Raw genomic sequence first — 13,930 nt, forward strand, 5'->3', positions numbered from 1 at the left:
GAAATCCTCACGCCTTCTGGGTGTGAGGATTTTTTGTTAAAGGGGACCAATCAGATGAAAGAATTCGGGGTGGCCAATATGTTGAATGAGAAAGCAATAGTACTTGATGAACAGGCCATTAGCAGAGCCTTGACGAGAATTGCCCATGAGATTATTGAGAAAAATAAGGGGATTGAGGATTGCGTCTTAATTGGGATTCGTACACGCGGGATTTTCTTGGCTGACCGACTTGCAAAGCGCATCAATCAAATAGAAGGTAAAGAAATTCAGCTAGGTGAACTAGATATTACACTTTACCGCGATGACCTATCGAAAAATACGAATGATGGTGAACCGGTCGTAAAAGGTTCAGACATTCCAGTCAATATAAGCGATAAGAAAGTGATTTTAGTAGATGATGTTCTTTTTACCGGTAGAACCGTTAGGGCGGCAATGGATGCACTTGTGGATCTGGGAAGACCTTCACAAATCCAGCTCGCAGTATTAGTTGACAGAGGACATAGAGAGTTGCCGATCCGTGCAGATTTCGTTGGGAAGAACGTTCCAACATCACAATCGGAAAAAATCACCGTTACTTTAACAGAAGTAGATGAAGTAGATCAAGTCACTATACTAGAAAAATAAACAACAACATGAAAATTAAATAAAACCCTTTTAAAGACAGTCCAGAGAGGCTGGCAAAGGGGAGTGAATTGGGAGATCTATGCCTATGTATAGGTAATGACCTTCTGAGAAACCCTCTTTGTGTAATACTGCAAAGAGGGTTTTTGCAGTTTTGATGCAATTTTCATGAGGGGGATATGAAAATGGAAGAAATAAAAAGTGACGTCGTACTTGATGTTGAAGACGTACCTAGAGTTGGCCAGTGGATAACATTAAGTATCCAGCACCTATTCGCAATGTTTGGTGCAACGGTGTTAGTGCCATTCCTAGTAGGGTTAAGTCCGGCTGTAGCTTTGGTTTCAAGCGGCTTAGGAACATTATCCTACTTGTTGATTACCAGAGGTCAAATACCTGCTTATCTCGGTTCATCCTTCGCCTTCATCACGCCAATAATTTTGGCAAAGGGGTTGGGCGGACCGGAAGCGGCCATGATTGGCTGCTTTGCAGCAGGACTCATATATGGAATAGTAGCCTTGATTATCCAAAAAGTCGGTTTACGCTGGTTAATGAATTTGCTGCCTCCGGTTGTGGTTGGACCAGTTATCATTGTAATCGGGTTAAGCCTCGCTGGAACGGCTGTAGACATGGCGATGTATGATCCGCAAGATAAATACAGTGTCACATATATTATAATAGCGCTAATAACTTTAGCGGTAACCATTATCTGTAACGTTTTCTTTAAAGGATTCATTAACTTGATTCCCATTTTAATGGGGATTATAGTTGGCTACAGCTGTTCAGCAGTTGCGGGAATTATAGATTATGAACCAATTAAATCTGCACAATGGTGGGAAATGCCGAAATTCATGTTTCCTTATATAACCTATACACCAATCTTCTCATGGGAAGTCATTGCTATCATGGTCCCTGTGGCTGTCGTCACATTATCAGAACATATCGGCCACCAGATGGTACTGAGTAAAGTAGTTGGCAGAAACTTTTTGGAAAAGCCCGGTTTACATCGATCCATCCTAGGGGATGGAGCCGGAATCATGATTGGTTCCCTCATCGGTGGGCCACCACTAACATCATATGGTGAAAATATCGGGGTCCTGACGATGACAAAGGCATTTAGCGTGTATATCATCGGCGGAGCTGCTTTAACTGCAATCGTCTTTGGCTTTAACGGTAAGATTTCAGCAGTCATCAGCTCGATTCCTACAGCTGTGATGGGTGGAATATCAATCTTACTTTTCGGTATCATCGCTTCAAGCGGATTAAGGATGCTGATTGATAATAAAGTTGATTTTGATAAAAAACGCAACATGATGATAGCTTCAGTCATCCTGGTACTTGGAATCGGCGGAGCGTTTGTACAATTATCGGATAAGGTATCGCTATCTGGAATGGCACTTTCAGCGATTGTTGGAATCTTGCTTAACTTGATATTACCGGACAGAGAAAAAATTTCCGGAGACATCTTTGAAAAATAAGTCAAACTGTATCACACAATATATCACCTTTTAAAAGAAGTCCAGAGAGGCTTGAAAGGGTGTTGCTGTAAAGACAAATGAGAACGGGAAATAAACAGCCCAAGTTCTTGCAAGTCTTTATTACCTACACCCTGTCCTTAATGGCGGGGTGTTTTTTTACCCCGCATCACAACAAATTGTGAAAGGAGCAGGACCAATGAAAAAATTATTGACGATGAATGAATTGACCATAACTGAAATTGAAAAAATTCTACAAGAGGCAGAGGGATTTGCCAATGGAACGAGCTGGAACCCTAAACAGCAGACCATGGTTGCCAATCTATTCTTTGAACCAAGCACACGTACAAAATCAAGCTTTGAAATGGCTGAAAGAAAACTGGGCCTTGAGGTCATTCCTTTTGATGCGGGTACATCATCCGTGTTAAAAGGGGAAACCTTATATGACACTGTTAAAACGTTAGAAGCAATAGGTGTCAATGCCTTGATCATCCGACATGAGCAGGATAATTATTTTGACGAATTGAAGGAGAAGATCAGGATTCCAATAATCAATGCAGGGGATGGATGCGGAAATCATCCAACCCAGTCATTACTGGACTTATTGACGATAAAACAAGAGTTTAAAGATTTCAAAGGTCTGAAGATTGCGATAATCGGGGATGTGAGGCATAGTCGAGTTGCAAAATCGAATGCAGAAGCCTTAACTCGTCTAGGAGCGAATGTAGTATTTTCAGGTCCGCCTGAATGGTTTGACAGAAACAACAGCTTAGGGAGATATGAAGACATCGATCAAGCGATAGCGACATCGGATGTGGTTATGCTACTTCGAATTCAGCACGAAAGACATAATGAAAAATACGATCAGGAAAATGGGGATTATTTGGAAAGATTCGGTTTAACCAAAAAACGTGAAAAAAATATGAAACCGGGTGCAATCATCATGCATCCTGCACCAATAAACCGCGGCGTTGAAATTGACAGTGATTTAGTCGAATGTAGCCGTTCAAGAATTTTTAAACAAATGCAAAATGGTGTGTTTATTAGAATGGCCGTATTAAAAAATGTGCTAGAACAATTTGAGGGAGGAATCATCCATGAAAACTGTCATCAAAAATGGAGTATTGCTAGATAATCAAAATTCATTCAAGAAAGCAGATATTGAAATAGAAGGAAAAATCATCACGAAAATCGGAGAGAACCTGGCAACGGAAAATTGTATGGTAGTAGATGCTAAAGGATTACTTATTACACCAGGATTTATTGACTTGCATATCCATTTACGCGAGCCAGGCGGTGAGCATAAAGAAACAATAGCAACTGGAACGCTTGCAGCAGCAAGAGGCGGTTTTACGACTGTGGCGGCGATGCCTAATACAAGACCTGTTCCTGATACAATAGAAAATCTCGAAGCACTTAACCGGAAAATTGAAGAAACAGCACATGTTCGTGTATTGCCTTATGCATCCATCACGATTAGAGAGGCTGGCAAAGAATTGACTGACTTTTCTTCTTTAAAACAAGCTGGGGCTTTCGCTTTTACAGACGACGGCGTCGGAATCCAAGAAGCCGGGATGATGCTGGCTGCGATGAAACAGGCTGCCGCTCAAGATATGGCCATTGTTGCTCATTGTGAAGATAATAGCTTAATCAATAAAGGCTCTGTACATGAAGGAAGATACTCCAAAGAACAAGGAATCAATGGAATCCCATCTGTATGCGAAGCTGTACATATAGCCAGGGATATCCTTCTTGCGGAAGCAGCGGACTGCCATTATCATGTCTGCCACATTTCTACGAAAGAATCGGTGAGAACTGTAAGAGACGCCAAACGTGCAGGTATCCGGGTCACAGCGGAAGTTACACCTCATCACTTATTGCTTTGTGAAGATGATATCCCAGGACTTGATACGAATTATAAAATGAACCCGCCTTTAAGAGGACGAGAAGATCGTGACGCTTTGATAGAAGGCCTGCTGGACGGAACAATCGACTTTATTGCTACAGATCATGCTCCGCATACGGCTGAGGAAAAAGCTCAAGGGATGCAGCTAGCTCCTTTTGGAATTGTGGGACTAGAAACGGCCTTCCCGCTGCTTTACACAGAATTAGTCAAAAAGGATGTAATCACCTTAAAGCAATTGATCGACTTCATGACCATCAAACCATCTGAAAGTTTCTCACTTCCTTATGGAGAGCTAAAGGAAGGTGCTACTGCTGATATCGTATTAATTGATTTGGATACGGAAAAAGAAATTAATATCGGAGAGTTTGCTTCAAAAGGAAAGAATACACCTTTTAATGAAAAGAAATGCTATGGCTGGCCAGTTATGACGATTGCAGAAGGAAAAACAGCTTGGGAAAAAGGAAGTGTTCAAGGATGAAAAGACAGCTTATTTTAGAAGATGGAACGGTATTCATCGGCGAAGCATTCGGAGGGGACGTAGAAAAAATAGGTGAAGTTGTTTTTAACACAGGAATGACAGGATATCAGGAGATTTTATCTGATCCATCTTATTGCGGCCAAATAGTTACGCTAACTTACCCGCTAATAGGAAACTACGGAATAAACCGAGATGACTTTGAATCTATCAATCCAGCGATATCAGGGTTCGTCGTTAAGGAAACAGCTGATCTTCCTTCCAACTGGCGCAACCAATTATCTCTTGATGAATATTTGAAAATGAAGAACATACCTGGCATAAGTGGAATCGATACGAGAAAGCTAACAAGAATCATCAGGAAATCAGGTGCACTTAAAGGAGCGCTCTGCAATATCAATAAAGATGCTGAAGAGATTGTTTCCCAGCTAAAAGCAACAGTGATTCCTTCTAATCAAGTGAAGCAGGTTTCAACAAAAGCTGCCTACTCAAGTCCTGGAAGAGGCCCGCGAGTCGTTCTTGTTGACTATGGCATGAAGCATGGTATTTTACGCGAGTTGACTAAGCGTGGTTGTGATGTAGTGGTTGTACCTTATAACGTTACGGCAGAGGAAGTGCTGCAATATCATCCAGATGGAGTGATGCTTTCAAACGGTCCTGGAGATCCGAAAAGTGTTCAGGAAACGCTTGAAATGATTCGTATAGTGCAGAAAGAAGTACCGTTATTTGGAATTTGCCTGGGTCATCAATTATTCGCGCTGGCTAACGGGGCAGATACAGAAAAATTGAAATTTGGTCATCGAGGATCTAACCATCCGGTTAAAGACCTTCGAACTGGAAAAGTATCCATCACTTCTCAAAATCATGGATATACAGTCGAGGAGCTTTCTATTGAAAACACTGACCTTGTTGTGACACATACAGCATTAAATGACGATACAATTGAAGGCTTACGCCATAAAAAATATCCGGCTTTCACAGTTCAATATCACCCGGAGGCTTCACCTGGTCCGGAAGACGCCAACTACTTATTCAATGAATTTTTACAAATGATTGAAGCTGCACCTACGAAGGGGGAAAAAACATGCCAAAACGCACAGATATAAAAAGCATCCTAGTAATTGGTTCTGGTCCAATCGTAATCGGCCAGGCTGCTGAGTTCGATTATGCAGGAACTCAAGCATGTATTGCCTTAAAGGAAGAGGGTTACCGAGTAATCCTAATTAACTCAAACCCTGCCACAATCATGACAGATAGCGAAATGGCGGATGCGGTATATATCGAGCCGATCACACTGGAATTTGTCAGCAAAATCATCCGTAAAGAGCGTCCTGATGCTCTGCTTCCGACTCTAGGAGGACAAACTGGCTTGAACATGGCTGTTGAACTGGCCGATGCAGGGATTTTGGAAGAATGCAATGTGCAGATTCTTGGTACGAAACTTTCCGCTATCCAACAAGCAGAAGACCGTGATTTGTTCCGGACCCTGATGAACGACCTTGGGGAGCCAGTTCCTGACAGCGACATTATTCATAATTTGGATGATGCTTATACGTTCGTGGAACGAGTAGGTTATCCAGTTATCGTACGCCCAGCCTTTACACTAGGTGGAACAGGCGGCGGGATTTGTGATAACGAGGAGCAATTAATCGAGATTGTTGAAGGTGGCCTAAAAAGCAGCCCAGTTCATCAATGTCTGCTTGAGAAGAGTATTGCCGGTTTCAAAGAAGTGGAATATGAAGTGATGCGTGATTCCAATGACAATGCGATTGTCGTTTGTAATATGGAAAACTTTGATCCTGTAGGGGTACATACAGGTGACTCTATTGTTGCGGCACCAAGCCAAACGTTAAGTGACAGAGAGTATCAAATGCTTAGAAATACGTCTTTGAAGATTATCCGCGCCTTGAAAATTGAAGGTGGATGTAATGTTCAGCTTGCGCTAGATCCAAACAGCTATCAGTATTATGTTATTGAAGTTAACCCAAGGGTCAGCCGTTCGTCAGCACTTGCTTCAAAAGCGACAGGATATCCGATTGCAAAGCTTGCGGCTAAGATAGCGGTTGGTTTGACGCTCGATGAAATGATGAACCCTGTTACAGGCAAAACATATGCCAGCTTTGAACCCGCGCTTGACTATGTTGTCACGAAAATTCCACGCTGGCCTTTTGATAAGTTCGAAAGCGCCAACCGTAGACTGGGTACACAAATGAAAGCGACTGGAGAAGTCATGGCAATCGGTCGTACATTTGAAGAATCAATATTAAAAGCTGTGCGCTCCCTTGAAGCAGGACTTTATCATCTCGAGTTGAACGACGAGTTCGAGGACGAAAAAATAGAAAAAAGGATTAGGAAAGCTGGAGATGAGCGGTTATTTTATATCGGTGAGGCACTAAGAAGAGGCAAAACAATCGAAACCATTCACGAATGGAGCCAAATCGATTTATTCTTCCTCCATAAGCTGAAAAAGATTATCGACTTTGAAAAAGAACTTCGAGAACATTCATTCGATTGTGAAGTCCTGCAGAAGGCTAAGGAACTTGGCTTTTCTGATAAAACGATTGCAGATATATGGGAAGTTTCTGAAAAGAAAATTTATGAATATCGGAAACAACAAGGAATCGTGCCGGTTTATAAAATGGTAGATACATGCGCAGCGGAATTCGAATCGGAAACACCATATTTTTACGGAACATACGAAGACGAAAATGAATCAATTGTTACAGATAAGAAAAGTGTCATTGTGCTAGGATCAGGTCCAATACGGATTGGACAGGGGGTAGAGTTTGACTACGCGACGGTCCATTCTGTCTGGGCCATCAAAGAGGCAGGCTATGAAGCAATTATTATCAACAACAATCCGGAAACGGTTTCGACGGATTTCAGTATATCTGACAAGCTTTATTTCGAGCCATTAACACTTGAAGATGTGATGCATGTTATCGATTTGGAAAAACCAGAAGGTGTTATCGTCCAATTTGGTGGCCAGACTGCAATCAATCTTGCAGATGGTCTGGTTGAAAGAGGAGTGAAGATCCTAGGTACTTCCCTAGAAGACTTGGATCGTGCGGAGAATCGTAATAAATTCGAAAGTGCTCTTAAGGATTTAGGCATTCCGCAACCAAAAGGTAAAACTGCTACATCTGTCAATGAAGCTATCGTCATAGCTGAAGATATCGGCTATCCCGTTTTAGTAAGACCTTCATATGTTCTCGGAGGAAGAGCAATGGAAATCGTCTATAAGCAAGAAGAATTGCTGCATTACATGAAAAATGCGGTGAAAATCAATCCGGATCATCCTGTCCTGATTGACCGTTACTTAACGGGGAAAGAGGTCGAAGTCGACGGGATTTCTGATGGCGAAACGGTCGTTATTCCTGGAATCATGGAGCACATCGAGCGCGCAGGCGTCCACTCCGGTGATTCGATTGCCGTCTACCCTCCGCAAAGCTTAACGGAAAAACAAAAAGAAGTGATCATCGATTACACGACTAGATTGGCAAAAGGCTTGAATATTATCGGACTCTTGAACATTCAATATGTCATCAGTAATGACGAAGTGTATGTCATTGAAGTAAATCCGCGTTCTAGCCGTACGGTTCCATTCTTAAGTAAGATCACGAATGTGCCGATGGCGAACTTGGCCACGAAGGTCATTTTAGGACACACTCTTGAAAGCCAGGGTTACCAATCCGGTTTAGTTCCGGAACAAAGCGGAGTCTTTGTAAAAGTGCCGGTCTTCTCCTTTGCAAAATTAAGAGGTGTGGACATTTCACTCGGACCTGAAATGAAATCGACTGGTGAAGTAATGGGGAAAGACAGTACACTTGAAAAGGCTTTATACAAAGGGCTTGTTGCTTCCGGCTTCAAAATTCAAGGTCACGGTTCAGTCTTGTTAACGATATCGGATAAAGATAAGAAAGAAGCACTATTGCTGGCAAGACGTTTTCATAATATTGGTTTCAAGTTGATTGCCACAAGCGGAACCGCCGCCCTGTTGGAGCAATCTGGTATCCCAACTGCGGTTGTTGGTAAGATTGGTGAAGAGGGAAGAAACCTTTTGGATGTTATCCGAAATGGGGACGCACAATTCGTCATCAACACTTTGACGAAAGGGAAACAGCCGGAACGAGATGGTTTTAGAATACGTCGCGAATCTGTTGAAAATGGAGTGACATGTCTGACATCCCTGGATACAGCAGAAGCCATTTTAAGAGTGATTGAATCAATGACCTTTTCGGCAGAAGCCATGGGGAAAACGGAAAAAAGTCGTGAGGTGAGCTATACATGATCAAGAAGGAAACGATGAAGGTGTTGACTCATAAAGAACTGGCTCCATCCATATTTGAACTTACCTTACAAGGTGATTTAGTTTCAGAAATGAAGCAACCGGGCCAGTTTGTACACGTAAAGACAACTGAAGGCAACGAGCCTTTGTTAAGACGCCCGATTTCGATTTCTTCTTATAATAATAGTGAAAAACAATTCACGATGATATACCGGGCTGAAGGGAAAGGAACGACGCTGTTGTCACAGTGTAAGCAGTCAGAAGGTGTAGATATCCTCGGTCCGCTTGGCAATGGCTTTCCAGTTCATGAAGCGAATAAGGGAGAAACAGCTCTGTTGGTTGGTGGTGGGATTGGTGTCCCACCTCTGTATCAGCTATCGCAGATGTTGGTTGCTAAAGGTGTTAGGGTAATACATGTGCTAGGCTTCCAAACGAAGTCAGCCATCTTTTACGAAGAAGAGTTTAGTGAATTAGGTGATACCTATATTGCCACAGTGGATGGTTCATATGGGACAAAAGGATTTGTGACGACTGTGATTGACAACCTTGAGCAGGAGTTTGCAACGATCTTTTCATGCGGGCCGACCCCAATGCTAAAAGCGTTGGAAGCGGGCTATCGTGAGAAAAAGCTTTACCTATCCCTCGAGGAAAGAATGGGGTGCGGCATCGGTGCATGCTTTGCCTGCGTGTGTCATACAGGAGATGATCCAAATGGTTTCAGTTACAAAAAAGTATGCAGCGACGGACCCGTATTCCGGGCAGGAGAGGTGGTATTATGAGCAGACTTTCAGTTGAGTTACCAGGATTACACCTGAAAAATCCGGTCATGCCAGCATCTGGTTGCTTTGGATTTGGTCGTGAATACAGCCAGTTTTTCAACTTGGATGTACTGGGAGCAATTATGATTAAAGCAACAACCCCTGAGCCGCGGTTCGGTAATCCAACCCCGCGTGTTGCGGAAACTTCTTCGGGAATGCTGAACGCGATTGGTTTACAAAATCCAGGTTTGACTAAAGTCATCAATGAGGAACTGAACTGGCTAAGTGGATATGATGTACCTATCATAGCTAACGTTGCGGGATCCCAAATAGCAGATTATGTAAAGGTTGCTAGTAACATAAGTAAGGTGGGCAATGTAAAGGCTCTTGAGTTGAATATCTCTTGTCCAAATGTAAAAGAAGGTGGTATCGCTTTTGGTACTGTTCCGGAAGTTGCCAAAGCGGTAACCAAGGCAGTCAAGGAAGTCTCCTCGGTGCCTGTTTATGTGAAGCTTTCTCCAAATGTCAGCAATATTGTGGATATGGCCAAAGCAGTTGAAGAAGGCGGTGCCGACGGGCTGACAATGATCAATACATTAGTCGGTATGCGTTTGGATTTGAAAACAGGTCGACCGATTCTTTCGAACAAAACTGGTGGGTTATCGGGTCCTGCGATTAAACCAGTTGCTCTCCGGATGATATATGAGGTAAGCCAGCAAGTATCGATTCCAATCATTGGAATGGGTGGAATAGCTACAGCGGAAGATGTCATTGAGTTTTTCTACGCAGGTGCTAGCGCTGTTGCAGTGGGAACCGCTAACTTCGTGGATCCGTTTGTATGCCCAACCATAATTGAAGAATTACCCAATCTGCTGGATGAGCTAGGATTTGATCATATTTCACAATGTACCGGAAGGAGCTGGAAGCAGAATGAAGCAGTCGCTAATTATCGCGCTTGATTTTCCCAACCTAATTCAAACAGAACAATTTTTAAAACAGTTTTCATCTGAAAAACTAGCTGTAAAAGTGGGAATGGAATTATTTTATCAGAATGGACCGTCAATCATTTCTTACGTAAAAGAGCAAGGCCACGATGTGTTTTTAGACTTAAAGCTTCATGATATTCCGAACACAGTCAAAAAGGCAATGACAGGTCTGGCAGCTTTAGGCGCTGACATGGTAAATGTCCATGCAGCAGGTGGCCAAAATATGATGGAAGCAGCTCTGGAAGGTCTAGATAGTGGAACAGCTGCAGGAAAAAAACGTCCGTTATGTATAGGGGTTACACAGCTGACAAGCACGTCACAGGAACAAATGAATCTTGACCAAAACATTGCCGGCTCTCTAGAGGATTCGGTGCTTCATTATGCAAAGCTTACTCAGCAGGCCGGATTAGACGGCGTTGTTTGTTCGTCGCATGAAGTAAAGACAATTCATGAACGTATTAGCCCGGAATTTTTAACGGTCACACCTGGTATCCGTAATGCAGGTGGCCAAACACACGATCAAGAAAGAATTGCCACGCCTGAACAGGCAAGAAATTTTGGAGCTGATGCCATCGTTGTAGGTAGAGCGATAACTGGGGCGAAAGATCCATTAACAGCATACTTAGATATGAAAGCAGCCTGGGAGGGAATATCATGTTAAACCAAACTATAGCCGAACACCTATTAGAAATTAAAGCAGTGTACCTACAGCCGAATGAACCATTCACATGGGCATCTGGAATTAAATCCCCTATATACTGCGATAACCGCTTAACCCTTTCTTACCCTGAGGTTCGCAAGGAAATAGCAGAAGGATTGAAAGTATTAATTGAACAGCATTTCCCTGAGGCTGAATTGATTGCCGGTACTGCAACGGCTGGCATTCCGCATGCGGCTTGGGTGAGTGAAAAATTAGATGCACCAATGTGCTATGTTCGCTCCAAAGCGAAGGAGCACGGTAAGGGCAATCAAATCGAAGGTCGCGCTGTTCCAGGACAAAAAGTTGTGGTTGTGGAAGATTTGATTTCAACCGGTGGAAGTGTAATTACGGCTGTTAACGCGCTTAAGGAAGCTGGCTGTGATGTCCTTGGGGTCGTTTCTATCTTTTCTTACGAACTGGAAAAGGGAAAAGAAAAGTTCCTTGCTGAAGGCATTACGAACTATTCATTAAGTGACTATTCTACCTTAATCAAAGTCGCTAACGAAAAAGGCTACATCACAGAAGGCGAACTGGAAAAGTTGAAAAAATGGCGGGAAAACCCAGAAGATACAGCGTGGATTTTAGCATAAAAAAGTGTGTCCCAATCTTGTAGATTGGGACACACTTATATTTTTGTATTTAAATCAATCCTTTACAGCTTCTGCTTCTTTTAAGCGAATGACTGTATCTGCATCTGGTGTAATATATACGGTTTGCTGCTGTTCATAGATGACAAAGCCGGGCTTCGAGCCATTCGGCTTCTTTACATGGCGAACTTGTGTAAAGTCTACGGGCACCGAACTCGATTGCTTTGCTTTACTGAAGAAGGCTGCTAAAACTGCTGCTTCTTTTATGGTTTCTTCACTCGGTGATTCATTCCGAATCACAACATGTGACCCAGGGATGTCTTTTGTATGAAGCCAAATTTCATCGCGACGTGCAAATTTATTCGTTAAATAATCATTTTGTTTATTGTTTTTCCCGACAAAAATGAGATCTCCATCTGTGGAATAATATGTTTCAAGTTGTGGTTTTGCATTGGCAGGCTTTTTCATGCCTTTTTTCTTTTTTTGACGAATATATCCTTCTTCCTGAAGTTCCTCGCGTATTTCCTCAATATCTTTAGGTGAAGCCGATTGGAGTTGCTGATGCAACGCTTCAAAGTAGGCTAATTCCAATTTTGCTTTCTCGATTTGCTCTTGTACGACACCGACTGCATTTTTGGACTTTTGGTATCTAGAGAAGTACTTTTGCGCATTATCAGATGGGTTTTTTAATGGGTCAAGAGGGATTATGACCATACTTTGTTCATCATCATAATAATTGACCACTTCAATTTCCTTCATGCCTTTTTTCATTTGATATAAGTTAGCTGTCAGCAGTTCACCGAACAATTGGTATTGTTCTCCGCGTTCCGTTTCCTTTAATGTTCGTTCGAGTTTGCCGATCTTTTTAGAGTTCTTTTCAATTTCATTCGCAATGAAACGGTCTACATCCTGACTCTTTTGCTTTACCCGATCTCGCTCTGCCTTTCCAAAGTAATACCGATCAAGCATCTCGCTTAAGGAAGAAAATGTTCGGTATTTTCCAGTCAGGTGCTCTAGCGAAAGCATATAAAACACTTCTTTGTTGCCGTCTTGTTTTATAGTTGCGGAATATTTTTGTTCCGATATTTCCTTGATAAGACTTGAAAAGGCAGATGGAAGAGTGGTACTGTTGGCCAACCCTGCCCGATAAACGGCCTCCTTTGCAACTAACGGAGAAACTCCAGAAAATTGGGCAACAAGTTGACGATCGAGTTTTCCCGCATTAAAGTCGATATTTTTCCTTATATCATCCTCAGTAGCATCAAAGGGGTTATGCTTTTCTTGTGCGGGGGGCACTTTGTATTCCTGCCCAGGTAATATCGCCCGATAGCTGTTCACAGCGTAGGAGACATGCTTAATGCTGTCTAATATCATATTCCGTTCTTTATCAACTAAAACAATATTACTGTGACGACCCATGATTTCCACGATTAACTGCTTTTGCGAGACATCACCAAGCTCGTTACGACCCTTCACCTCAAAAATAATCATCCGATCTAGTTCATATTGATAAATATCTTCAATCGTATAGCCTTCGAGATGCTTTCGAAGCAGCATACAGAACATTGGCGGCTCTTTTGGATTTTCATAGCTTTCTTCTGTCAACTGTACTCTTGAATAGCTTGGATGGGCTGATAATAAGAGTTTATGGTTCTTACCTCCAGCGCGAACAACCAGGATAACTTCATTTTTATAAGGCTGATGAACTTTATTGATGCGTCCACCTTTTAGTATAGAAGCGATTTCTTCCGTCATCGCTTTCGTAAATAATCCATCAAATGACATTCTATTTTTACTTCCTTTACATAAGATTTTCTATGACTCCATTGATTTTAATTGATGTTAGCTACAGAGAGTTTTTCGTCCTATAATTAACTTGCAAAAGTGGCATTTGCAAGTTTAGAAAAACTCGATGAAGCGAGCTTTAAAATGTTCAGGTACATATAAGAATTGATCAATTCTTATATGTACCTAGTTTAAACTAGCCAAAGTTTACCTTTTATGGTGGCCTATTTTTATACGCAGTTGTTCGTCCAATTTGGGATAAGGTTCGTTCATCTTTCGCATTTCTGTTTAATTATAGCATTTTTTTGGACGAGTCTGAATAATCATGGAAGAAGAGCAGGTTGTTTTATGT

General features: G+C 42.1%; 11 protein-coding genes. 10 read left to right on the forward strand and 1 reads right to left on the reverse strand.

The features are described from left to right. The first annotated feature begins 78 nt into the window (after positions 1 to 78). The 10 genes from pyrR to pyrE all read left to right on the forward strand — a co-directional run bounded on the left by pyrR (position 79) and on the right by pyrE (position 11,796). On the forward strand, positions 79 to 624 hold the full coding sequence (gene pyrR, locus NST21_RS08375; RefSeq protein WP_056527097.1) for a bifunctional pyr operon transcriptional regulator/uracil phosphoribosyltransferase PyrR: 546 nt from the start codon (positions 79 to 81) through the stop codon (positions 622 to 624). 182 nt (positions 625 to 806) lie between these two features. Beyond that, a complete protein-coding gene (locus tag NST21_RS08380) occupies positions 807 to 2,096 on the forward strand; it encodes a solute carrier family 23 protein (RefSeq protein WP_340888666.1) in 1,290 nt (429 codons plus the stop codon). 196 nt (positions 2,097 to 2,292) lie between these two features. Continuing rightward, complete coding sequence (locus NST21_RS08385; RefSeq protein ID WP_340888667.1) at positions 2,293 to 3,228, forward strand: aspartate carbamoyltransferase catalytic subunit; 936 nt, start codon at positions 2,293 to 2,295, stop codon at positions 3,226 to 3,228. Beyond that, positions 3,191 to 4,477, forward strand: coding sequence for a dihydroorotase (locus NST21_RS08390; RefSeq protein ID WP_340888668.1), 1,287 nt, complete (start codon positions 3,191 to 3,193; stop codon positions 4,475 to 4,477). The genes NST21_RS08385 and NST21_RS08390 overlap by 38 nt, the downstream gene beginning before the upstream one ends. Continuing rightward, positions 4,474 to 5,580 (forward strand): carbamoyl phosphate synthase small subunit, encoded by a 1,107-nt coding sequence (locus NST21_RS08395; RefSeq protein WP_340888669.1) that lies wholly within the window; start codon positions 4,474 to 4,476, stop codon positions 5,578 to 5,580. The genes NST21_RS08390 and NST21_RS08395 overlap by 4 nt, the downstream gene beginning before the upstream one ends. After that, entirely contained in the window at positions 5,559 to 8,765 is a 3,207-nt protein-coding gene (carB, locus tag NST21_RS08400; protein ID WP_340888670.1) for a carbamoyl-phosphate synthase large subunit, read from the forward strand. Before NST21_RS08395 ends, carB begins: the two co-directional genes overlap by 22 nt. Beyond that, a complete protein-coding gene (locus NST21_RS08405; protein ID WP_057213535.1) occupies positions 8,762 to 9,541 on the forward strand; it encodes a dihydroorotate dehydrogenase electron transfer subunit in 780 nt (259 codons plus the stop codon). Before carB ends, NST21_RS08405 begins: the two co-directional genes overlap by 4 nt. Beyond that, positions 9,538 to 10,479, forward strand: a complete 942-nt coding sequence (locus NST21_RS08410; RefSeq protein ID WP_340888671.1) for a dihydroorotate dehydrogenase — start codon at positions 9,538 to 9,540, stop codon at positions 10,477 to 10,479. The genes NST21_RS08405 and NST21_RS08410 overlap by 4 nt, the downstream gene beginning before the upstream one ends. Beyond that, the gene (pyrF, locus tag NST21_RS08415) at positions 10,451 to 11,167 is read left to right on the forward strand and encodes an orotidine-5'-phosphate decarboxylase (RefSeq protein ID WP_056526616.1); all 717 of its coding nucleotides are present in this window, start codon (positions 10,451 to 10,453) and stop codon (positions 11,165 to 11,167) included. Before NST21_RS08410 ends, pyrF begins: the two co-directional genes overlap by 29 nt. Beyond that, positions 11,161 to 11,796: an orotate phosphoribosyltransferase gene (pyrE, locus tag NST21_RS08420; RefSeq protein WP_056526619.1), complete on the forward strand. Its 636-nt coding sequence runs from the start codon at positions 11,161 to 11,163 to the stop codon at positions 11,794 to 11,796. The genes pyrF and pyrE overlap by 7 nt, the downstream gene beginning before the upstream one ends. Before the next feature lie 54 nt (positions 11,797 to 11,850). Here the strand turns inward: pyrE and NST21_RS08425 are convergent, their stop codons facing one another. Beyond that, positions 11,851 to 13,578 (reverse strand): Rqc2 family fibronectin-binding protein, encoded by a 1,728-nt coding sequence (locus NST21_RS08425; RefSeq protein ID WP_340888672.1) that lies wholly within the window; start codon positions 13,576 to 13,578, stop codon positions 11,851 to 11,853. Positions 13,579 to 13,930 lie beyond the last annotated feature (352 nt).

This window comes from Peribacillus sp. FSL K6-1552, from assembly GCF_038005205.1.
GTDB classification, from domain to species: domain Bacteria; phylum Bacillota; class Bacilli; order Bacillales; family DSM-1321; genus Peribacillus; species Peribacillus butanolivorans.

Bases quoted from the DNA above. Each gene is read 5' to 3' on its own strand.
- pyrR (WP_056527097.1), top strand. From the start codon at position 79: ATGTTGAATGAGAAAGCAATAGTACTTGATGAACAGGCCATTAGCAGA.
- NST21_RS08380 (WP_340888666.1), top strand. From the start codon at position 807: ATGGAAGAAATAAAAAGTGACGTCGTACTTGATGTTGAAGACGTACCT.
- NST21_RS08385 (WP_340888667.1), top strand. From the start codon at position 2,293: ATGAAAAAATTATTGACGATGAATGAATTGACCATAACTGAAATTGAA.
- NST21_RS08390 (WP_340888668.1), top strand. From the start codon at position 3,191: ATGAAAACTGTCATCAAAAATGGAGTATTGCTAGATAATCAAAATTCA.
- NST21_RS08395 (WP_340888669.1), top strand. From the start codon at position 4,474: ATGAAAAGACAGCTTATTTTAGAAGATGGAACGGTATTCATCGGCGAA.
- carB (WP_340888670.1), top strand. From the start codon at position 5,559: ATGCCAAAACGCACAGATATAAAAAGCATCCTAGTAATTGGTTCTGGT.
- NST21_RS08405 (WP_057213535.1), top strand. From the start codon at position 8,762: ATGATCAAGAAGGAAACGATGAAGGTGTTGACTCATAAAGAACTGGCT.
- NST21_RS08410 (WP_340888671.1), top strand. From the start codon at position 9,538: ATGAGCAGACTTTCAGTTGAGTTACCAGGATTACACCTGAAAAATCCG.
- pyrF (WP_056526616.1), top strand. From the start codon at position 10,451: ATGAAGCAGTCGCTAATTATCGCGCTTGATTTTCCCAACCTAATTCAA.
- pyrE (WP_056526619.1), top strand. From the start codon at position 11,161: ATGTTAAACCAAACTATAGCCGAACACCTATTAGAAATTAAAGCAGTG.
- NST21_RS08425 (WP_340888672.1), bottom strand. From the start codon at position 13,578: ATGTCATTTGATGGATTATTTACGAAAGCGATGACGGAAGAAATCGCT.